The 22,739-nt window shown below is 38.1% G+C and carries 22 protein-coding genes and 1 tRNA gene; 1 reads left to right on the forward strand and 22 read right to left on the reverse strand.

Annotated features, from left to right (window positions below; all coding sequences use genetic code 11):
• Positions 1–203, forward strand: a 203-nt coding sequence (locus MXE28_RS09400) for a hypothetical protein (protein WP_247240073.1), incomplete at its 5' end; no start/stop codon positions are given.
• A gap of 136 nt (positions 204–339) precedes the next feature.
• Here the strand turns inward: MXE28_RS09400 and MXE28_RS09405 are convergent.
• The 22 genes from MXE28_RS09405 to MXE28_RS09510 form a co-directional block, all read right to left on the reverse strand.
• The gene (locus MXE28_RS09405) at positions 340–915 is read right to left on the reverse strand and encodes a hypothetical protein (protein WP_247240074.1); all 576 of its coding nucleotides are present in this window, start codon (positions 913–915) and stop codon (positions 340–342) included.
• An 18-nt stretch (positions 916–933) separates the two neighbouring features.
• Positions 934–1,521, reverse strand: coding sequence for a GH25 family lysozyme (locus MXE28_RS09410; RefSeq protein WP_247240075.1), 588 nt, complete (start codon positions 1,519–1,521; stop codon positions 934–936).
• Positions 1,518–1,835 (reverse strand): hypothetical protein, encoded by a 318-nt coding sequence (locus MXE28_RS09415; RefSeq protein ID WP_247240076.1) that lies wholly within the window; start codon positions 1,833–1,835, stop codon positions 1,518–1,520. Before MXE28_RS09415 ends, MXE28_RS09410 begins: the two co-directional genes overlap by 4 nt.
• Entirely contained in the window at positions 1,832–2,164 is a 333-nt protein-coding gene (locus MXE28_RS09420; RefSeq protein ID WP_247240077.1) for a hypothetical protein, read from the reverse strand. Before MXE28_RS09420 ends, MXE28_RS09415 begins: the two co-directional genes overlap by 4 nt.
• 10 nt (positions 2,165–2,174) lie before the next feature.
• On the reverse strand, positions 2,175–7,481 hold the full coding sequence (locus MXE28_RS09425) for a phage tail tip lysozyme (RefSeq protein WP_247240094.1): 5,307 nt from the start codon (positions 7,479–7,481) through the stop codon (positions 2,175–2,177).
• Between the two features lie 21 nt (positions 7,482–7,502).
• Positions 7,503–9,104 (reverse strand): hypothetical protein, encoded by a 1,602-nt coding sequence (locus tag MXE28_RS09430; RefSeq protein WP_247240078.1) that lies wholly within the window; start codon positions 9,102–9,104, stop codon positions 7,503–7,505.
• 2 nt (positions 9,105–9,106) lie between these two features.
• Positions 9,107–10,669: a Hint domain-containing protein gene (locus MXE28_RS09435; protein ID WP_247240079.1), complete on the reverse strand. Its 1,563-nt coding sequence runs from the start codon at positions 10,667–10,669 to the stop codon at positions 9,107–9,109.
• An 11-nt stretch (positions 10,670–10,680) separates the two neighbouring features.
• Positions 10,681–11,109 (reverse strand): hypothetical protein, encoded by a 429-nt coding sequence (locus MXE28_RS09440; protein WP_247240080.1) that lies wholly within the window; start codon positions 11,107–11,109, stop codon positions 10,681–10,683.
• Entirely contained in the window at positions 11,091–12,380 is a 1,290-nt protein-coding gene (locus MXE28_RS09445; protein ID WP_247240081.1) for a hypothetical protein, read from the reverse strand. The genes MXE28_RS09440 and MXE28_RS09445 overlap by 19 nt, the downstream gene beginning before the upstream one ends.
• 2 nt (positions 12,381–12,382) lie before the next feature.
• Complete coding sequence (locus tag MXE28_RS09450; RefSeq protein WP_247240082.1) at positions 12,383–13,804, reverse strand: hypothetical protein; 1,422 nt, start codon at positions 13,802–13,804, stop codon at positions 12,383–12,385.
• 1 nt (position 13,805) lies between these two features.
• Entirely contained in the window at positions 13,806–14,276 is a 471-nt protein-coding gene (locus MXE28_RS09455) for a hypothetical protein (protein ID WP_247240083.1), read from the reverse strand.
• Entirely contained in the window at positions 14,245–14,799 is a 555-nt protein-coding gene (locus MXE28_RS09460; protein WP_247240084.1) for a hypothetical protein, read from the reverse strand. The genes MXE28_RS09455 and MXE28_RS09460 overlap by 32 nt, the downstream gene beginning before the upstream one ends.
• A 58-nt stretch (positions 14,800–14,857) precedes the next feature.
• Positions 14,858–15,838 (reverse strand): N4-gp56 family major capsid protein, encoded by a 981-nt coding sequence (locus MXE28_RS09465; protein ID WP_247240085.1) that lies wholly within the window; start codon positions 15,836–15,838, stop codon positions 14,858–14,860.
• A gap of 14 nt (positions 15,839–15,852) precedes the next feature.
• Complete coding sequence (locus MXE28_RS09470) at positions 15,853–16,752, reverse strand: hypothetical protein (RefSeq protein WP_247240086.1); 900 nt, start codon at positions 16,750–16,752, stop codon at positions 15,853–15,855.
• Positions 16,753–16,953: 201 nt separating this feature from the next.
• Positions 16,954–18,951 carry a hypothetical protein gene (locus MXE28_RS09475; RefSeq protein ID WP_247240087.1) on the reverse strand — a complete coding sequence of 666 codons (1,998 nt, stop codon included), beginning with the start codon at positions 18,949–18,951 and terminating at the stop codon, positions 16,954–16,956.
• A 13-nt stretch (positions 18,952–18,964) separates the two neighbouring features.
• The gene (locus tag MXE28_RS09480) at positions 18,965–19,168 is read right to left on the reverse strand and encodes a hypothetical protein (protein ID WP_247240088.1); all 204 of its coding nucleotides are present in this window, start codon (positions 19,166–19,168) and stop codon (positions 18,965–18,967) included.
• On the reverse strand, positions 19,156–20,520 hold the full coding sequence (locus MXE28_RS09485; protein ID WP_247240089.1) for a hypothetical protein: 1,365 nt from the start codon (positions 20,518–20,520) through the stop codon (positions 19,156–19,158). Before MXE28_RS09485 ends, MXE28_RS09480 begins: the two co-directional genes overlap by 13 nt.
• Positions 20,504–20,965, reverse strand: a complete 462-nt coding sequence (locus tag MXE28_RS09490) for a helix-turn-helix domain-containing protein (protein WP_247240090.1) — start codon at positions 20,963–20,965, stop codon at positions 20,504–20,506. The genes MXE28_RS09485 and MXE28_RS09490 overlap by 17 nt, the downstream gene beginning before the upstream one ends.
• A gap of 152 nt (positions 20,966–21,117) precedes the next feature.
• Positions 21,118–21,205: transfer RNA gene (locus MXE28_RS09495), tRNA-Ser, on the reverse strand.
• 217 nt (positions 21,206–21,422) lie between these two features.
• A complete protein-coding gene (locus MXE28_RS09500; protein ID WP_247240091.1) occupies positions 21,423–21,773 on the reverse strand; it encodes a hypothetical protein in 351 nt (116 codons plus the stop codon).
• A 135-nt stretch (positions 21,774–21,908) separates the two neighbouring features.
• A complete protein-coding gene (locus MXE28_RS09505) occupies positions 21,909–22,166 on the reverse strand; it encodes a hypothetical protein (protein ID WP_247240092.1) in 258 nt (85 codons plus the stop codon).
• A 23-nt stretch (positions 22,167–22,189) separates the two neighbouring features.
• Positions 22,190–22,441, reverse strand: coding sequence for a hypothetical protein (locus tag MXE28_RS09510; protein WP_247240093.1), 252 nt, complete (start codon positions 22,439–22,441; stop codon positions 22,190–22,192).
• Between the last annotated feature and the right edge of the window lie 298 nt (positions 22,442–22,739).

Consider the following 22,739-nt stretch of genomic DNA (forward strand, 5'->3'; position numbering starts at 1 on the left):
TTACCGACCCCCAGTTTAACTGGGGGTTTTGTCATGCCTATTCGGCGTACAAAAACAAAAAAGCACTTGATTTTTCAAGTGCTTTTTCTAAAGTTTCTGGTGGACAAAACCATAATAAAAACAAACATATATACTTTTTATCCGGACTACTTTACCTGTCAACTTTCAACTCATATATAACGCTACTTAATCAATATTTTTGATTAAAAACAATATCTATAAAAATGTGTCTTTTCTACACATTTTTTGCCGTTTTTTTGCCGTTTAACTAAACAAGGGCAGCACGCATGCTACCCTTGTAAGACGTTCGCTCACTACTAGTCTCTTTTATAGTATATACTACCATTCCTTCACTGTCAAGAGGATACTAGCCCCTTTTATTCCGTTATCTTTGAAGTGTACAAGCCCTTCAAATTGTCCTGCTTGATATCCTACAGTGGGATATATTTTATTATCAATCACGGTCACCCCCGATTTGATTTTATGCGACTTATTTAAGTTAATTTTATACACATCAACTTTTTGCGCCGCTTCATTTGGATTGACTATAGTTTTATCACTTTTCTCATTGATTGCTAAAGGTAATGATAGCTCATGGTTATTAATTGCTTTTTGCGTCTGTTTAGCCGCCGTATTTACATCCGGAGCCTGTACATAATAACTAACTACAGGCTCTTTTTGCTGTACACTGTGTATCTCTCTTTGAATTTTCACAGCATCAGAGGGAGATACATTAAGCTTATTGGATAAAGCAGTCGAATTATTAAGCGTATCAGTCAATACTATATCAGCCTTCTGCGGGATTTTATCTTGACTATGCCCCACAATCAATACTACTAATACTACTGCAATAGCCCCAATTATAACCGTTATGGCGTTTTTATGTTGCGTTAAATATAATTTTACCTTACCCATAATAACACTCCTTACAGCTTACACAGTGCGGCTCATATCGTATAATTGACCATTGATGTTTTCACTCATAGTATATTGCCAGAGCTTAATGCGAGAGTCTACCCAGTCCATCTTATAGTTATATTGTGCATACCATATGTCACAGCCTAATTGATCCATAAATAACTTATTAACAATATAGTCATACGATGCATACAATCCTGCATTACTATATCCGGCTTGCCACAATCTGTTAATAACAATGCTTGCAATATTAGTTAGGGTCTGATTACATGGCATTCCATGGCGTTCTTTGTAACCGTCACCATCTTCCATATCATGCCATACTCCGAGTTCCAAACGGTCTGGAGTTAATCCACTTTGCACCAATGTATTAATAATAAATTGAGCTTCCACCTCTGCATCAGACTCATCAAGAGCATAGGAGTAATGGTATACGCCTACTTTCATACCGCTTTCAATAGCTTTGTTGATATAGCTATAAAATTGACTATCTAATCCATTCTTACCATATCCCAATCGAATAATAGCCCCTTCAACACCAGCTGCTTTTAATTCACCAAAATCAACCAATCCATTATGTTCGGATACGTCAACAATTTTCATTTTGTACCTCTTTCATCATCATCGCTTATTCCGTTACTATTGCTGTCTTTAAGTTTTGCCCCATACGCAATAATGCAAGCCATCACTTGACCTGTAAGGATAGCATTAATAATCCTAATTGCATATTCAACCACTTTAAATGCCCAATCGTCCGTAATATGCGCAAACCATATATACAATAATAAAAACACAACAAAAATTAACGGCAATAAGGATATACCTATTATAATTTCATAAAAAAGTAGGTTGCCGATTTTTAAGTCGGCACCCTTTACTGCTTTATATACATTACTTAAACGAGTCAACAAGTTCACGGCTTGTCACCGCCCCATAATATCTTATTTTCAAGTCGTTGAATGCGGTTCTCTTGAGATTCAAGGCGGTGATTGTGTTCTGTAAGCGTAGCATTAGTACGTTCCACACTAATGAGTATTTTTTGAACATCAGTAGATGTCAGATTCATAACACTTTTAATATCATTAACCGTTTCATCTGCTTCAAGCCGTTTTTCTTCAAGGATGGCTTGCTTTGCTTCCCATCTATCAAAGATAACTGTTTTAATAAACCATCCCAAAATGGCAGCAATGCCTAATACAACTGCAACAAGAGAAGATAGCCATGTAAAATCAAACAACAAGTTCATATTTGCTCCTTTACTTACTAATCGGTTGCAAGCCTAGCCCTCTTCTAGCTGCGTTTACCTTCAGAAAATCAATAGCGTCAAGCTTATCCCTCTTTTGCTGACTATTTAATTTTGTACTCTCTCTAATTTTCTTTGATATTTTATTTAAATTCTGCAACGTCTTATAGGCTTGCTTGGTGCGATTATAAGTTTTAGCATCAAATCCCTCTTGTTTTTCGCCAGTTAACTTCCTCGCATTAGCAAGACTATCTTGATTGTTGTATAGGTCATACAGCCGTTGAACACTGTCACTGCTCTTGTATGGCGTTTCAGTAAATCCTTTGATTACAGGTTGCTCATTCCACTTTTTATCTGGACGAGTATCTGCTACGCCACTCATGCGGTCCGTCATATCCATGAGTAAAGAACCAAAACCGCCGCCATAGCCCCTAATGGTGTTATCAACTTTCATAGGTGATACATCAAGCAAATTACCTACTTGATTACCTATATATGATGTACGCCAATCAGATTGTAAGCGATCCGGTAGTTTAGTCATACTTTGAGGCACAATATTCCGTTGCATAAAGAAACTGTAATTTGTTGCCCATTCCAGCAATGGAATAGCTGCTGTTGGCATCAATGATGGCATCATGTTATCCATTGCAGTGGTGGCTAAGCCTTCAAAGCCTCGCCCATTAACCTTCTTTTCTTTGTCATAAGCATACTGTAATGCTCGTTCCGGTACTGTCCCAAACAATATGCCTAATTCAAACGGTTTAGGGATTTTAATTAAAGTATCCTCTGTCGGAATAATCCAAAATACGTCCTTTTCCCACTGTGGCAACTCTTGATACCTTGGGTCATCCTTATTTAACCACCATAACGCAACACTTGGTAATGTTATAAAAGCAGCTGTTTTAAGTGTCATTTCTGCCGGCTTTTCACGGAATGCCCGAATCATTTTATCGGTACCTTGTAATGATGCATTAAAGAATGCAATCATCTTATTCGCCTGCTTAGTATTTTTACCAATGCGACTAAAATCAAGTGTTACATCACGTGCTTGAATAGCCGCCTCCGGATTGCTTAAAGGCTTCTTTTTCCCTCTAGTAAGACGATTAATAATACCCGTATAACCAGTTTTTGCATTATCGAACTCAGCCAATCGAGTTGCCATTTCAGTTGCTTCGTTTAACCCTCGAATTACATCAAGCGGTGATGTTGCTACTCTTTTAAGCACATTTGGTTTCTTGAGAATATCACGAATAGAATTTTGTAGATAATTACGGTCAAGGCTTACCATTGCACTATTGCCTGCCCCACTCCGTTTATACTCCCAATACAAATTATCTTTTTTAAGATAATGCATAAGTCCTTTCAGTGTATCAACTACAGGAATAAAACCATGTTTACTATAAATCGTAGCACCAATCATATCACGCACAGGATTTCGCAATATAAACTCAGGGCTTAATTGAGTAGCCCCGGCACGCAACCAACCAGCTGGGGTTTTCATCATTTGAACTAACCAATTAGAGCTTTCTGCATTCGCAAATTGTAAGGCTTGATAAATCTCCGGCGTTGTTTGATAAATTGTCTTTTTTCCATCTTCCATTACATAAAAAGTAAAATCTTTAGATGTAGGAGTGCCTGTTACCCGTTCAACTATATCGCTCATCCCTTCTACTTCAGAGATTTTAACAAAGGATTTTGCGACCTTATTTCGCTCAATGGCATTTATCGCAGCATAGGTATTCTTAATAATACTTTCAAGAGGGTCAACAATATCACGTCCGCTACCCTTCATTTTCTTAATCGGAGCATGCACGTTCATAAATCCGCCGCCCTTGCTTCCAAAATTATCAATACCAGCTTCGCCAAAATCTCTTATAAAGGGTACGTAGTTTGGATACTTGGTACGCATTGCCATAATATCTTTACGACTAATTAAGCCAGCACTGCGCATTAAATCTAGCAAATTATTACTGTAAGCCACAATTCGTTGTTGTGCATCAATGAATTTACTACCATAAGCACTTTCATAGTGTTCTATCGTTGCAATTACATCTTTAATTGATTTGTCAGTATATATTGCTTCATTAGGATGAGCCTTATTCCATTTCAAAATATCCATTTGCCGTTTTGCCACAAGATAGGTTGAAAAGTCTTTATGCAAATTATCAGGAATGTTAGCAATAGCCTCTTTAAAAGAGTCGGGTCCGTTCTCTAATAATGCCTCAGCTTTACCTACCCAGCCACGAGAAACCCAAGCTTGCATAAATGGATTATCAGAAAATTTTAATTTTTTACCTGTAATCGCCTCAACTTCACTCACTATTTTTTCCAATGGATGCAGTTCATCAATGGCTCTAGTATAAGCATCATCTAAAAAACGAGTAACAGTCTCTTTTGGATTTTTAATAGCAGTTTTTAAAGGGGATGCATTTTCGCCAAAAGTTACAGCGCCCTTAATGCGTTCATGCGGATCCTGTCGATACCATTGATGCATTACCGCACTTACCTTTTCAACACGAGAATTTAACTCTGGTTCTGCTTTCAGCCTACTAGTAAATTCTTCATAAAACTCTGGGAAATCAGCCTTTGCTCTGGCTCTATTAGTGGTGTAATCCCGATAGAATTCAGCAAAGCCTTCCTTTGCTAATCCTTGAGTGTCCAATTTATCATAACTAGAACCAAATCTACGATGCACATTGCCAATTAATTCAGCTTGATGTTTTTGAGTCGTAAATTCAAAGTATTTATCTAAATAGTGACCAAGTTCATGTGCAGCAGCTTCAAAATCACCATAATTTCTCACTCTAACCGCATCAGATTTAGGATTAAAAAAGCCCAATACACCTTTTCTGCCAATTCTCCCATGTCTAATAGATTTAAAATTTTCATCAATAGCGTTAAAAATTTCTTGTCGGCTTACAGGTTTATCGGATGATATATTTTCTTCCCCCTCAACATATCGATAAGGTGATTTAGGATTATCAGAAAAGTATTGCACATCATCTGGCTTTACTTTTTCTACCGCATCTGTTATATTTAAATTACTAGATGGGTGGAGCTGAGTATCCAGTGTTGAACCCCTATCACTAGTTGGCGGGCGGCGATACTGCGACGGACCGCCTTCTAATTCATTTCTAATACTATCGCTGACGTATACAATTGCGTCAGCTTTTTTAGTATCAGAAATGAATTTTTTTATTGCTTTATTTCTATTACCCGGTCCATCTGCAGCCACATGAGATGAAATAATTTTTCCTTTATCAGATTCATCTAGACTGACAATAACTTGATGCGTTATGTTATCAATTCCCTTAAAATAACTAACATATGCATTTCGCCCATTAGATTGTCTTAAAATTAAATCAGGATTACTAGCAGTCTCCTTAATTAAAGTTGTAGCGAATGCACGTTTTTTACTTATCTCACCGTCACTATGACCACGCATAAAATAATTAGCAATTTGGTCAATCGCACTCTTATTTGATTCATCATAAATAACCTTAACTGTATTACCTAAAGGGTCTTTAACACCATCTTTAAGTTGTACAACGTTATCACGAGTCTTTTCAAATAGTTCTTTATCCGAATATTTTTCATATTCAGATAATTTTTCTGCATCATATTCCCTAAATTTTGGCTCAATCTCTTTAGATTTAATCTTCTCTGCCAATTCAGCGGGTTTTATATCTGCATAAGAATTCAATTGTTCAGAATTAACCTTTGTTTTATCAAACATATTCAGATTAGTATTAGCCTTATTCAAAGGCTCAGATTGTTCTGCTGTTTTGTCAAATAAATTTAGATTAGGTTTTTCCTTACCAACTTCAGTCGCACTAATTCTATTTTCATTACTAAAATCAATAGTATTAGGATTATACGGATCTTCTTTAACTGTTTCTGGTATTAATCTATTATAGTTACCTTCCGCCATATTCGGAGCAGTAGTTGGAGTATTATTATGTGGACTAGTTTGCCCGTCATAGACTTCCCTCGCCTTAGCCATTCTGTTCTCATCATTAGCCATAGCCTTATCAGGACGTTCATATTTTTCACGCACAATAACTGCCATTTCTTCCGGAGTAGCATTCGGATTTTCCCTCATGGCTGTCAATGCTGCAGATTCTTTATGTTGCATTTCATACTTAATAAAATCAACTTGAGTACGCCAATCATACATGTCTCGGTTATTTTCAGCTGCGAATTCCTTAAAATCCTTTAACCGAGGTCCTGTCCATTGCACAAGCCCTACCGAATTATTGCCATCATTGCTTACAGCAAATTTATCAAATGTACTTTCCTGTGCTATATTCCCTGTAATTGCAGCTGCTTCTGTATCGGTAAAGAATCCATCGCTACGCAATCGGTCATACACTGCTCTTTGCATATCAGTAGGCGCATCAGCATTCCATTCACTACTACTTTCATCAAATGTCTTCAAAGCCTGGATTGGCTCTGCTGCAAACTCTTGTTTAATACCCGAAAAACTTTCACCATCAGAGATACTTTCGGCACCTTTTTTAAAGGATTCGCCAATATCTTTAAAACTGTCATAGGTTCGCTCTTTTACATTTTCAATAACATTTCCAACTCTAGCTTTTACTGATTTAGGGGTAATCGCCTTGCCAAGATGATATGTCCCCCTTGCACCTTCAAATGGCATTAACACATTATCATAAGCTGCACCTAAACCACCTTGACGAATCACATCAACTTGATCCGCTGGATTTTCAATCCACTTTTCAACAGGTTCTACAAGAGAGTCAATTAATAAATTCTTAGCCGTATTACCAACAGCACCAACCCATGAGCCGCCAGTTTCATCCGCATTTTGCATATTATTATCAAACGCTTGTCCTGCATCACTAATTAATGTTGGTAAGGTTGCAACCCCTGCCGCCGCCTTAATTGGAGCAGGCATATATGGAGTCATTGCCGCATACATCGCCGGATGCCCAATTGTTGTATCATAGGCTTGCTTACCAAGACTACGCAATTCATCCGCTTCAGATGTATCACTCTTATCGGGATTAATAATATAGCCGTCACCAGTATTTATCATTGTCCCGTCAGCAAGCCCTCTGTTTGCCGCGTCATAGTAATCTGATAATGCCTGTTTACTATTATCAAACCAATTGCCAATACTCTTTACGGTATTGGCACCGAAGTCAGCTACACCATCAGCAAATTCTCGTACACTATCAACTGCTGAAGATGCAGTATTAGCGATATTGTCGAGCATACCAACATGTGCAGTATCTTCTACAGGAGAAAAATCATCAAACATATTCACTTTTTCTGCTGGTTTGAAATCATCAAACATGTTTTCCAATTATATCCCCCCTTATTTATCATTTGGTACCCATGAACCATAAAAGCCTAAACCCTTTTCTTTTAACATTTCCACAGTAGCGTCATGTCCATACAATTCATAACTTTCCATAATTCGTTTTTTTAATCTTTCTTCTTCTTCTTCAGATTCTAGTAAGCTAGTTTGCCCACCAGTCTCACTACTATCTGATTTAGGTTGATTAACGTTACCATTTAATACCCGTTGTAAATCATTATAATAAGGGCTATCATTTTCTTCTGCGTCCGGATGTTGTTTAACCCAAGCTTGATGTAAGCTAGCCAAAGTCCGCAATTGTTGAGCTTGTAATCCGCTTGTGCCACCAGAGCCTCTACCGCCACCACCAACAGCTCTAGGAAATCTGCCAACGAACTGCATTTTACCATCGGCACTAACAAGATAGGTTGTACCATCATCAAGTTGTTGTAATTTTACAGCTCCATAACCGCCAATATCTTTTACGTTGCCACTATCATCGTGCATTATAATATGACCATTTTGCGCCCCATAAGGAGAAACCTTACCATAGTTACCCATATCTTGTACTGCACCTGTATCACCATCAACTCGCACAAGATGACCGTTAGGCATCGTTGTATCTTTAAAGTTAGGTTTATTAATGGCAGCTGCACTTGCCAAATTATTCATATCAATTTGTTGTGCGCCTACCTTTTGAGCAAGTACGTTATATCTTGTAACTGCACCGTACATCCCTTTTACCTTACTGCTGTTATATGTATCTACAACAGTATTACCGTCTTTATCAGTGGTATACATAAGGTTATTTACAATTTCTTGTCGCATTGGTTCAAGTACATCGTCTGTAAATTTAGTTACATAATCTCCATATGCCCTGTCAATATTACTTTGCATACGATTTGATGCATAAACTTTAGCATCATTTAAATTCATGCCACCTTTAACCAGTGCTACAACATCTTTACCAAATTGTCTTTGATAATTTACAGTAATAGCATTGCGATTAGGAATCCCCATATCATTAATTTCTGCCAATGGTTTTTGCGTATCCGGTAAAGCGCTAGCTTTATTTAGTCCTCCCTCATTAACACTAGCGCCGTTTAATGAGGTTACTTGCGGGTTTACAAACTGACCAAATGGTTGCATTGAATTAGGCTGTTGTGTTAAATCCCACAAATTATTAATCGCTGATTGCTGTGGCTTTTGCATTGTTTGCCATAAGTTTTGATTGGCTTGCAATGCCCCATCTGAAATATTAGGCTGTTGCGTCACTTGCCACATATTATTATTGCTTTGTTGTGGACGAGTATACTGTGTTAAATCAGTCTGCCACAGGTTGTCCTGTGAATTATTAGGCAAATTAAATGCCGTTTGATTTTCCGGATGTGTATATTGAGCAATATTATTTTGCACATTCGGCGCTTGATTCCACAGATTGCTGTCAACACCTTGTTGAGTTGCTTGCTGTGCGGCTTGTTGGGCTGCTTTTTCTGCATCATAATCATATCCGTAAATATTACCTAATGCCTTGGCTGCATTATTTTCTTGAATACGCCCCCAGCGATGCCCTAACCACATTCCGGCTAAACGTCCTAATGCTTCATCAGTCATTCCCATAATTAAGCCTCCTGTTCTGCGGATTCAACCGTCTTTTTACTTCTACGCCTTACTTTTGGCTTTTCTTCTGTAGACTCTTCAATCTTTTCTCCTGTAACTTCTTTATCGGTTGCTTCAGTAACTTCATTTGCTTTTTTATCAGCGTCAGTCAGCCCCTCAGCTAATACACCGTTAGCATAAAATGTATTAGCGCCGTCACACTCAAGCACATATACAGTATTATCATTTCCTGTATCGATTACTTCCATCACACGGTCATAATCATGTACTGTCATAATTTCATCACCAATAACCAATTCTGTGAGCAGTTTCCAACCGTCACGAGTTTTAAATTTCTCTGATTCTGTCGTATTAACAATAGTTCGGCTTGTTTTTAACGTGTAAATGTGCTTAGTCCCCATATTATGCAACTTAATAACATTGATAACATCACCTAGAGTAAGCACTTGGTCTCCATCATCAATTGCTTCAATATTAATTGCCCCTGTAGGCGTTGCAATTTCTGTGCCTGCAGGGAAACAAAAGCCACCAACAAGACCTGTAATAAAGTTGCCACTGCCTTGTTGTGATGTTGAGGATGTATTTCCACTACTTGCTCCATATCTTGCTCTCATCATTGCCTCCCATAAATTGCTATTTGGACTATTTAACGCCGCACTTAAACTATATAAACTTGTTGGATACTGTACTGCATTTTGCTGTGCTGTGCCACCATACTGCAATGGATTATAAGTCATCGTTTCTGCCTGGTTAGTTAATCCACTGCCCGTATTAATACCACTTAAAGTATTTGAATAAGATTGATTAGCCAAATTAGCTTGATTGTTCAACCCATTCATATTATTGCTGTACTGATTATTCCATAATCCTTGTTGAGCATTAATACCGCTTAAATTATTAGCAAATCCATTACTTGCCAATTGTGCAGCCTGTCTTAAATCACTGGCATATTGATTAGCCAATGTATCGCTTGCATTCTTACTGATACCATTAAAGGCCGTATCCGCTTGACTACTGTTAATCACTCCACGGCTAGCCAATCCTGATAACGTATTACCTACTGTATTTTCAAGTGAGTTATTTAACGCCTTTTCACGATTTTCGCTATATGCTGTAGGTAATTGACCATTAGCAATACCACTATAACTGTTGTTAAAATCTGATAACGCATTTTTATACTGTTCATTAAGGGTATTGGCTGTATTGTTCATGCTATCCATAGCATTACCCATGCTTGAGCCGTACTGAGCGTTAGCACTAGCATTATCTTTCATTGCATTTTGTATTTGACCGCTCATAGTGTTAACATTATTTAAGTTCTGATTGTTTTGATTCAAATAACGATTATACAAGCCTTGATAATCAACATTTACATTTGCTCCATTCATGGCATTATTACCCATTTGTAAAGCATTTTTAGCAGCCGGATTAGCTTGATTAATATAATCTAACTGATTAGCTAATGCTTTTTGTTCTTCTTGTGTTGACGGTAATAAATTAACCTTTGTAGATGATTTATTCTTATTCTTGCCGCCGCCAAACAACTGTAAATCAAATATAATCATATACGCTCCTTTCAATGCACATGTTCATAGTCAGTGACTAGTGCATAATATTTCTTACCACGGTATTCATAGTCTTCCGATGCAAGCCGTTGCATTTTCCACTTACGGCAATGTGCTCGGGGATTACGTGTAGTAAAGGTAATTACTTTTTTAATATGATTTAGTCGCATTACCTCTTTAACATAGTCCGCCATGTACTTAAAAAAACCATATGTCTGTAATAAGCAAATATATTTTTCGCCATTCAACTCTTTTACACACCAAAACAAAAATCCTTGCTTATCAAAGAATTTAAAATAGGTGAAATAATCATCGTGAAATGAGCCATCTTCCTTATCAAAATAGAAGCCATCAAGATTAACTACTTCTTGAGTGTATCGTTCGTAATCGTCAATCATTTCTTTAAGGTTATTTAACTTCATCAGCTCACCCGTTTCCACATATAAACTGCAAGATAAGGTTGCATATTGTTGTGTGCCGCACTTCCACCAGTATTGGTAATACTATGCGTATGGCTACCATTAGTGGTCGTAGTAAATGTATGATTGTGAGATGCGTTAATTTTTATACGCTCACTTCTATCGCCGTTACTATTTTCACTACCATTATTCCCATTATTACCACGACGGCCATTATTAGAAAAAATGCCCCAAGTCGATGCTGCATAAAACACGCCTGGAGTAGAGTTACCAGTACCAAACTCACCTTGCAAATCTGCCCATGATGTAGTGCCTGTGTGTGTATGATCACCTGCACTATTAGTGCTGTGGCTATGTTGCGGCATCTCATTAACATTCAATGTATGGGTTGCTTCACCGCCTGTGCTACCAGCTTTGTAGTTACTACCTTGTGATAAAAGCACTCTCCCCTGTTCGATGTATTCCCATGCCCCGAATCCAAATAAAGTATGTGGGTTAGTACTTACTATTGAGCAATAAATTGAACCGACTGGATAGACCTTATCGAGTACATTATTGATTACTTTTGTTACATCATCGCCTAACTTATCAGCTGTAACACTTTTATCTTTAAGTTGCATTGTTCCAACACTATTTTTAGATAAGTTGTAGTCTACTATCGTGGCATTACCAATCATATTGCTTGTAATTGTGCTATCACTACGATTTATATATTCAATCTTCGCCACACTCGTGCTATTTGTTATTACTTTGGCAACAAATACACGTATTTTTTCGACCCATTGAGCCCCATTATAAGCAAATGATTTACCAAGCAACTCATTGTAATAATTACTGTCGTGATCAGTAGCATCAGGTGTTGTATTACTAATAATTGGTGCAATCGTTGTACTATCATAATTAATCGCACCAGTTGTTGCGTTGTAATCTAAATATAAATACGATGTAGCACTAGCTGGTAGCGACCATGGCGTTACCCGTGCAGTAAGCGATTTTACATAATCGACCGCACCATTATTATCAAAACCATTGGCAAAGCTAACTACAATAGGTGTTACTGTGCCATCAATGGTTACCGATAGATTATCACCACTTAAGTAGTTATATTGACCACCTACAGAGTTACCTGTTAACACACGATTACGTAATCCGCCACCTCCGCCATTGCCGTTTGACTTCTTATCTATTTCATCGGCAATATTCAGCATTTCTTGCCTATTCTTTAAAATAGCTTCTCTCTTCGTATCACCACTTGGGCTATCGTTGAGAGGATAACGCTCTTGATATGCCATTACTAAACCTCCTCGTAGTTGTAATCAAATTGCCGTAATGAAATGGCACCTTTTTGCACAAATATCTTAATCTGTACATTTCGATTAGCACCACCACCGATTTTATACACTTTTGTATATTCATCTTGAAATAATAAGTCATTATAATCACTTAACATGCCGTCATCATCATTCAATCGTTCGTCTGTTGATGAAAATTTAATTTGTTTAGGCGTACGGTTACTTATTTGTATATTCCCATACCCATCAATAATGTTGTGTGCTACAAAATCATAATTCATGATTAATATAAAGAGCTTAGTCGCAAGTCTGTTACCCGAAATAATTGATGTTTGAATCTGCTTACCATCATCAGTATCCAATCGCTCATCGACAATACCGATTTTAGTTCCATAGGCAATATAAATATCTTTGTTATAATCAACTACATCATGAATACTGTGGCTTAACTTACGAGATGTAAATACACCTCGTCCATCTTCATACCTTGGTATGTAATGATACAAAAAGACAAGATTACCACTCTCTGGCTTAATCCAAATTTGTTTACGTGATGGAACATGCCACATTTCACAAGTATCTTTGATATTCTTAATAAGATAAGCATTAATATTTAGCCCTGTCTCGAAAGGTTGAATATTAGCGTATGTGTTGGTAGGCATAAATGACATAAGCCCGCTATCGCCCAAATAATAGCTACGGTCATCAATATTAATAGCACTACCACTGCAATATCCGGTTGTGGATAAAGGAAACACACTGAAAAAACTATCAGATGGTGAACCAATGACTTGATATACTTTGCCATACTGCTTATATACCAATATTGATTTACCTAAAAAGTCTAATGCAATAATAGTGCCTTGATCCTTATACCCAACATCAACATATTGCCCACTTGATGCATCGTTAGTGTTATTTTTCCATGATTTATAATCGCCAATTGCACTCCAATATACGCTATGCCCATAAATGCTTGATACAATGACTCTACCGCTATAGCTACTTACAAATTCACAAGCTGGGCTGTCATCAATCGTAGTTAATGTGCCGCTACCAGTAACCGCTTGCAATTTATCACCACTCGCGATTAATACATCGCCGTCATAAATGTGATATCTAGGCTTTTTAGTGCCTGTTAATTGACCGACCAATTCATGAGTATGAAGGTCAGTATAATAAAGATTATTTCCGCTGTTAAAGTAAAATCGCTTACGATTTATGTCATAAAAAAGGCTCTCAACTTCAATCCCCGCATCATAAGCAATTCTTACGCCTGCCACCGTTCGCAATGCACCATCAGTACGGTCAAATTCGCATTGTAATGCTTGTGCAACGCTTTCAATGCCGATATTCTCAGGACTTGTCGACCAATCGATTCCAAGTCTAAATCCACGAGTACTAGCAAGTAGTTTTTCGCCCACGCTAATACCCCCTCGATTGTTGAATAAGCTGTGTCAGTCCATCAATGAATCCTTTATCAAATCCGGCATATTCAATCATTAATGACTTTTTCTTAACAAGATAAGATACTAATTGTACTAAGTAATGAGTATATAACTCTGTAAATGGAATACTGTCCGCCATATTAGCAATATGAGATTTCTTTACGGCATAATACACATCTCGTACAGGCTTTTGCCCATAAGTTTCAAATGAGCCGTTATTGACCGTGATAGGATATCCTTGCTTTGGTACAAACTGCATAAATCCAATAGGAATTACATCATTATTATTAATGGTCTGTCGCTTAACCACTTCACGATCTTTAATCGATGTCAAAATCATAGATAAATAATCAATGGCTGCATTAATATAAGGGATATACTCTTTTTCATTGTCTAAAATCTCATTACTTTCAAGATTAATCTCCGTAATCAGTTCGCTGACCACCATAATCGTAATACCCCCTTGCCATTACCACATCTGTACTACCACCACTCTGACTAGCTAATTCCGATAATCTTGCTTGCCACATTGCAACTAATCCGGATGCATCCATTTGCATTACTCGATATACAATATAATCGACAAGCATGGTCTCAATCTCTGCGATATAGCCACTATCATCATCTAAATTCACATAATCAACGGTTGGCACATATTCAACTTCTATAACTTGCTCTGCATCCGCATCAAAAGCAATATTCTTAAGTTGATTTACTGTATAATCATCGATTTCTTGACCATCAGCAGTTACTTTTAATACAGCAATACAATTGGTAGGTAATTCGACTTTACCAGTGCCTGTAACCGTATAAGACTCCTTTACATATGAGGGAAATACACTTGCAAGCAAATGATTTAGTAGATGATTTCCCTCGTTGTAGTACTCCAATAATTTATAAGGCGTGTAACTTTCATGCCCCGTATCATCAATCTGCATAAAGGCACGATTAAGTAATTCTTTGATAATCATATAATCGCTCCTACAAATAAAGGGGAGTTGTTACACTCCCCCTTTGTTAAAACACTAATTAGTCTTTTTTGCCGCCGGTGATGACTTGAATAACACCATAATCCTTGCTATTGTATTTTGACTTTTCAATGCCTGCCATAATGCTGATACCATTACCCTGTACGTTGCCGTAATCATCATCTTGTGCAATATGACGAGGTTCACTAGCTACACCAAAGCATGCGGCTTGTGTACCCAATAACAAGTTGCGATTAATGGTTGCTCCACTAGCACCCGTATCAGATGTTACTACTCGTTCATATTCATAAAGTACAACACCGTCATATTCACCCAAAGAGCCGGAGAAAATAGGATTTTTTGCACCACGCACATTAGCATTTTGCTGTGCGGCTTGCCATGCAGTGTCTTCTTTGAGATCACGAGCTGCCCAAGGGCTTACAAGCATAATATATTTATCTTGACCATCGATTTTAATCGGATTAACTTTTGGTGCATGCATTTTAGCCTTACGGCGAGCAGCGCTAATTAAGCTGCAAGTCAATTTATCAGTAGCTGCAGTGCCTTCCACAGTACCAGCAGTGGCAGCATACATTACTTCGCCTGTTGTTGGACTAGCAGACAATTTAGCCATAAGCGTATTATCCAAATAATCGGATAACCACTGAGTTAATGCACTTTTAATAAGTGGCAAGTTATCATAAGGGCTTTTCTGGTCCTCTGCCTCATAACGAGTAACAGCGTTACGGATCAAGTCAACAGTTACGCTAAAATCATGAATGCTTAACTGGTCCTCTTTGCCTTTTAGTGTGGCACGTGTACCAACTACACCATCACCTGCTAAATTCATAGCTAAACCAAAGGTTACTTTATCGCCTTTTACTTTCTTTAAATCCGCATTTTTATGTACAACATTCTTGCCATCCGTAGATGTGAATTTTTCAAAATAGCTATCCTGTACGCCTTCGTGCCATACTTTTCGCGCCCACAATTTTGGTACAAGATTAGCCGGAATTGTTAATTGATTAGCCATATCTGCCATAATTATTACACTCCTTATCCAATTAATTCTTTAAGTTGTCGCTGTAGTGATTCCGGTAATTCAGATTCACGTCCTTCGGCAACCATTTTTAATAACTCATCATTTGAAATTGTACTCAATGCTTTACCATTGCCACCGCCTAATGCTCCCGCTTTCGGTAAATTGTTTGCCTTTTCGAGAGGGTTATTCATAGGCGGTTGTACGGATTGTTCATTGAGCTTACCACGCAATCTTTCAACAAACTTTGTAATTACATCGAAATCCTGCTGTGTCCCTACACCTGCTCCGGTACGAGCAAATGCCGCATCAATTGGATTAGACTCAGCACGAGTCATACCATCCAGTTCATCTTGTGCAATAGCAAGCATATCCTGAAAATCATTAGCAGACTGAATGGACTGGATAAAGGCGATATTTTGATTACGCAATGCCATCCGCTGCTGTTGCTGTTGCGTCACCACATACTTAATACGCCCTTGCTCTTCCAAAAGTTGAGCATATTTATCGGGATCCGTATACATTAAGTCTTCAACATTATCAATGCCGAATTGTTGCATAGCAGTTTTCTTTGCAAATTCATTAATATTAGAGACTTCTTCTGCCGTCAATGTAATTGGTGCGGATTGTTGCCTAAATTCGTTTAACTTCTTTTCGGCTTCCTTACGGCGTTTTCGTTCCGCAGCAAGTGCCTTGTTTAAATCGCTATGGTTCTTATGCTGTTCATTGTCTTTACTATCTACCTTTTCATTATCTTCGCCTGTAGGCTCATCATCAGATTTAAGAGGGGTGTCTGACGATTCACTTGATGGTTCATCAACTGATTCCGTAGGTTCTTCAACATGTGCATCTTTCAAATCTTCGGCTGTTAAACCGTAATCTTCTGCATTTACTACATCTTTTACATCTTCGTTCATAATTATCTCCTTTTAATTAGTTTATCGTCATTAATCAGGACGCAAATTACTCGCAGTTTATCGACTTAACTGGTCGCATTGATTAGTTATCGTCATAATCGGACGGAGTAGCTATTCTCAAGCCGTCCACTATCATAGATAGGCTACTTGCTTAAGTGTTCGCATGGAAATCAGTTTAGAGTCATGATCAGGACAATTTATTTACATTTGCGGTGGTATATCTTGTGTCGGTTGCTGTGCTTGTTCTTGCAGCTGCTGTTGTGCAAATCCTTGTTGCGCTTGCATAGCACTATTAATTTGTAATTGATCATTGCCCCCTTGTGCAGCAAGCCGTTCTGCCATAATTTGTTGCGGAGATATATTCACACCAATCGTTTGTAAATATTCACTCAATGCTTCGGCAGGTAAATCTTTTACGTTAGCACTCAAGCGCACATCAGGTTGTGCTGGTTGGTTGCTACGCTCTTTAAGCATCCGAAGCATTTCATCTTTATCAGGGAAATCCATGTATTTAACGATAATTTCCATAGGGATGTCAGCGCCGCTTTGTTTTGCTTCAAGTAATTGATATAAGCTTGCTTTCCGTGCAGTGGCAGATGCTTGACTTGTCACGATTGTGATATCAAAATCAAATGCCGATAAGTCATACAGTACCTTCTTAACAGGATTCCCATCTTCATCAAATTGCGGGTTCCCGAATTGGTCAACTTGCTGTTGCTCAACCATTGCTTGATTTAGATTAGGCTCAATGTGAGCAAATTCGGCTTTGCCATCATCGCCTAAAATTCGCATTGCTTTTTGTTCGTTGTAATACTGCGGAATTAATCCGGCTTTTCCTTTTTCGCCCCAAAGGATTAATACAATTTGACGCTCTGATTCTTTAGCTTTATCAAAGATATCAGCGGTCTGTACTGTTGTTACAGATTGTCTTAAATCAATTGCCTTTCCGCTCATTGCACTAATAGAACCGCTAAGACTTTCAGGGGTAATCCCACTAATCGTATAAAAGTCGCTATTGGCTTGATTTTCAAGTTCCATATTACCGACTGACTGATTAGCTGGTAACCCTTCTTCATATGTCACGCCCGGTGGCAAGAAGATATTGGCTCCCGGCTTAGTGATGTTATCTTTAATCGTTTTCTTTGTGCGTTCGTCCTGTACGCCGTGCCACATTCTAACGCCTAATGCTTGCTGATTAACGATGTGCATGCGCTGACTACGATTTTTATTAAGCTCACGTTGTGCATCTTTAATATCACGCACAACGCCTGCAGGTTCTAATCGGTCATCGTCTGTATTTTCACCGCTGTAATAGCAAAATTGAAAAACCAATGGAAATCGCCCATGACTATAAGGACTTTCGCTATCCTCTAATAACACATCATCTGCAAAAGTGGCATATCTAATCTTTACATCTGGTATCTCTTGACCTTTAACACCAAGCGCCTTGGCCAATCCATACAAGGGGCTATTTTCCTCAACTACGCCATCTGACGTCACATAAATAGTCTTCGTAATGTATTCCTTATACCAATACTGAACCACTCTAACCTTCTGTAAGTCTTTGTCATACCATCGAGGATATGCATTAGTTACTTCCTGTTCAGTATCATCATATTTGTGATATAAACGTTCGATTTCTTCAGCCTTATCAGGATATACTTGCTTTAATTTTTCTTTACTTTCCCAAGTATACCGTCCACAGAACATGGCATCAGATAAATCTTCTCTTACGCTTTCTGGATCTTTAAATACATCAAATGGACTCATGCGCTCAATAAGCACTTGTCCATCCATTTTAGCGTAATCAAAGTCATACGATACCCAATACGCACCTAATCCGCACGTCACTACATCACGGAATACCTTTTTCTTTTCTCGTTGGTAATTAGTTCTATCAAGCACGTATTTTGTGATGCCCTTCGCAACACGGCTGATGCGGTCATCTTCTTCTGAACGAGGCATAAAGTCCGGTTCAGTTTCATTTTGAGCTGCATAACCACACAATAGATTTACTACAGGTCTGATACGGTTGATTGTAATACAAGGTCTATTTGCTTCTTTAAGAGTTTTCTTATCAACATCAGACCATTGTTTGCCTTGAACAAACGCATAGTCTTCATGAGCTTCTTTTCGCCAGTCCTCATTGATGACTAATGCACGTTTTACATTCTCTTTTGCTGTTAATACATCAAACATAATTAGTCATCTCCTATTCAATCAATTCAGAACCGTAAATCATACGGTACATTTCTTCCAATTGCCACTGCGGCATACAACTGGCAAATTCAGCTAGCTGTTTATCTGTAAACTTTGCTGGAATTACAATACCGTTTTCTACACGTTCACCGTACTCACTTTTTAGCACCTTGTAGGCGTAATCACGTAACGCCCTATCGCTCATCATACGCCCCATGCGCTTTGCTCCTCTCTTCCTTCATCAACATACTTATAGCCGTCATTAAATTCTTTCTTCACGTCATACGCTGAAATAGGTCTGCTCATTAACATGTATCTAAACGCATCATACGCATGGTCTTCTTGGTCAGTGTCTACATCCTCTACGTTACGCTTACTATAAGTTAATGCAGGCAATGTTCGTATAAGATTTTGACAAGTCTCAAATATAACTACCTTCCGTTGTCTCAGTCGTTCATGCACTTGCATCTTACCTGCAAGGCGGTCATTATCTGCCCTATCCCATACAATACCTTCTGTTGCAAAAATCTCTTGAATAGTCGGTCCATCGTGTCCAGTTCGTTGCCAAATAGCTGGGTCAGCCACACCATACCAATCTTTCATAAACTTGCATTTACGAGCGACTTCACGGGCTGTTTCTTGCGTGCCAACATTCGGTTGACCTTGTTTACATCCGTATATCTCATGCGTGATATATATCGTGTTATCTTGGTCAACTGCCGCTCCATATATTGCATATGGTTTAGTAAAACCCCAGTCCATTGCTCGTAATCGAGTCCAATTATCTGGGATTTCAAACGGCTTACAAACATGAATTTCAGAATTAAATTCTTCAAACACTTGACCTTCAAATATATTCCAATCACCGTTTTTATAAGCTTTCCGCAACTTATCCGGCAATGTATCCAAATTATCAATATAAGTGCTTGCTAAGTATGGATTATCATCTACTTTTGCTTGCACAAAGGCAATCTTATCGGCAAATTGCTTTAAATTTTTCGGTATAATGTGGTCAATAAATAAGGATTTAACCCACATATGACCTTTACCGCCCGGATTTGTACCGCCAAAGAATTTAGTATCGCTGATACCCGTCCAACGTAGTCGCATACGCAAAAAATCAAATACGCTTTGTTCATTCAGCGTCATCTCGTCAATTGCAATTGCTGCGAATTCACTAGATAAGTATTTTTCAGGGCGATCTAAATTTCTAAAACAAATAACACCGCCACCCCATTCAGGGCGCAATATAAATTCATGGTCAGTAGTTTTATAGTCACCAAGCCACAGCGGAAATTCCATTCGTATCTTACTAATTTGTCTATCTTTTAAACTCGGATAGTCTTCACAGAATATTCCTACTCGAATTCCTGTTATACCTGTTTTGATATACCAATTAATGAGCAAATATACCATAATCCAACGCAATATATACGATTTACCGCCACCAGCGGCGCCACCATACAAGGTATACTTATTTTTTAGCACTGCCTTAATAAAATCACGCTGCCGCTTTGTTGGATTAATTACATCATTAAGCAAATCAACACGCTTACTCTGTTTCGTCATCAATATCACCTAGTGTAAGTAATATATTCTGACTCTGTAAGTCTTCCTTACTGATTTTGTCACGCCATGATTCACGGCGGCGATTTTTAAGCCAAAAAATAAGTGCGGTCACATTTGGAGTTTGATGTTTCGTAACTACTTTTGTTACAGCTAACTCATAACAACCTGTCTCCGGATTCAATTGCATTTCTTTAGTCACTTCTTCGTAACTATATCCCATCGCTGATTTTATAAGAGTTTCCTCTATTTCATCATCAATGACCTCTTTACCCTTTTTTAGAGCGTCCGCAATGTCTGAATACTTAACCTTCCAGTCGCTTAATGTACTGCGACTGATGCCTATTTTTTTTGCAATCTCCTCATCAGTATATCCATTACGAGCAAATCCCCTAAGCAACGTTAAATTATCTGGCATTTGCCACGTTTTATATTTGCCTGTTGCCATTAGGAGACTCCTTTCATTAAAAATAGATAGGTGCAAGGCTCTCACTTGCTGCAAATACAGCCATTTTCTCTCAGCCGCATTCTCTTAATGTTTTAACCGGATTACATTTAACCGTTTGTTAAGTACTTTTTTATTAGGAAAAGCAAAACCTATGGCGGAAGATGTAGGATTCGAACCCACGCACGCATAAGCGCCTAACTGTTTTCAAGACAGCTCTCTTTACCACTTGAGTAATCTTCCATGTATAACAAAAAAGGTACCATTTCAGGTACCCTTTTTGCGTCTTAGGAGGAGGATGATAGTTTGCTAGCCACGTCCTACAACACAACATGCGTAGGGGTTTGAAAGGAATGTAGAACAATACAATGTCCCCTATAATTATATTATATTAGTAATCAAGCGTTACCATTCTCATCATGAGAAATAGGGCGCAACTTTAATTAGCTACGCCCTCTACTTAATAAATGTTTATTATATTTTTTGCCACCAATTGTAATGCCATACTCATAATAACGCTGTCAATACGTCTATAGTATGTCTGATGACTAATACACTCATCATCAGCTGTTACTCGCCAGTACTCACCATCAACATAACGCTTAATAGCTATCCTGCGACAATCACTATCAACACTGTCTAAAGCTACATCAATAGCATTAAGCACTACTTTAGGATTAACAATCACTTTGCCACAAACCTTTATCGATTTAAAACAGTTATCTTTTGGCAACTGCACTACTAAATTATTAATTTGCTGATAATGAGATAAATACCACTCTGCCTCATCTTTAATTTTGTTTAAGTCCATATTAACCCCTCCAAACGATATAAGCTAAACCTACACCATCAAGGCACTCAACATAATTTTCTATTTGAGTTCTTAGCGCTTCCGTGTCCACTTCATCACATAGCCATATCCCTACTCTGAAATATGCGTCCATAATTAGCCCCGTTTCTTTTGCCACTCGATTTCCGCCTTTACACTTGTTCTTATGTTCTCGATTTGATGTTTTACTGATTCAAATTCTGCCATTAAGATACTACAAGATGTACTATAGTTGCCGTAGCTAATCTCAAACAACTCATCGAGCCGTTCATTTAACCAGTTCAACCATTCCTCGCAACCGCTGAGTTGATACATGATATAACGTAGTTCATCATCTATACGCTTTAAATCTCTTAAAAGTAAAGGTGTATGCATTTTTATCCCCCCTTCTAGCCTTTTCATCGTCTTGACCCTTCAAGTTCAACCTCTATATGATTCTCTAGCTTTTCCGCTTGGTTTTTAACGCTGTCAAATTCAAGTAGTAAATCATCAGTGTATAACTGAAACCGACCTACGCTATCCCACCGCAATATATCAGCCAAATCATCCAACTTGATGAGTTTGCCTTTTAGCTCGCTCATTAACTCAATAATCGGCTTTAAATTTTCGGCTGCTTGCTCTAAATATTTAATTCTAGTTCGTTCATCCATGTTAAGCCTTTGCCCTTTCTGCCACGCTATCGGCGATCAGCTCATTCCCGTACATTTAACGCCTCCAATAGTCCATGACTAATATAGTCGCTAGCACTAAGGCAAATACTATAACTTCTAGTGCCCCGGGTGTGAAATCAATCTCCATAATTTTACCCTTCCCATGACACCGACAAAATATAATACTTGCCTTTGTAGTTTGGACTTACGGCAACTTCAAAACCTTTAGACTTTAGCCGTTCCGCCATTTTGTCCATGAAGTCCTCCCCTATCTCATGAGGTATTATCGTTTGTAATA

This window comes from Veillonella sp. KGMB01456 (assembly GCF_023051165.1).
GTDB lineage: Bacteria > Bacillota > Negativicutes > Veillonellales > Veillonellaceae > Veillonella_A.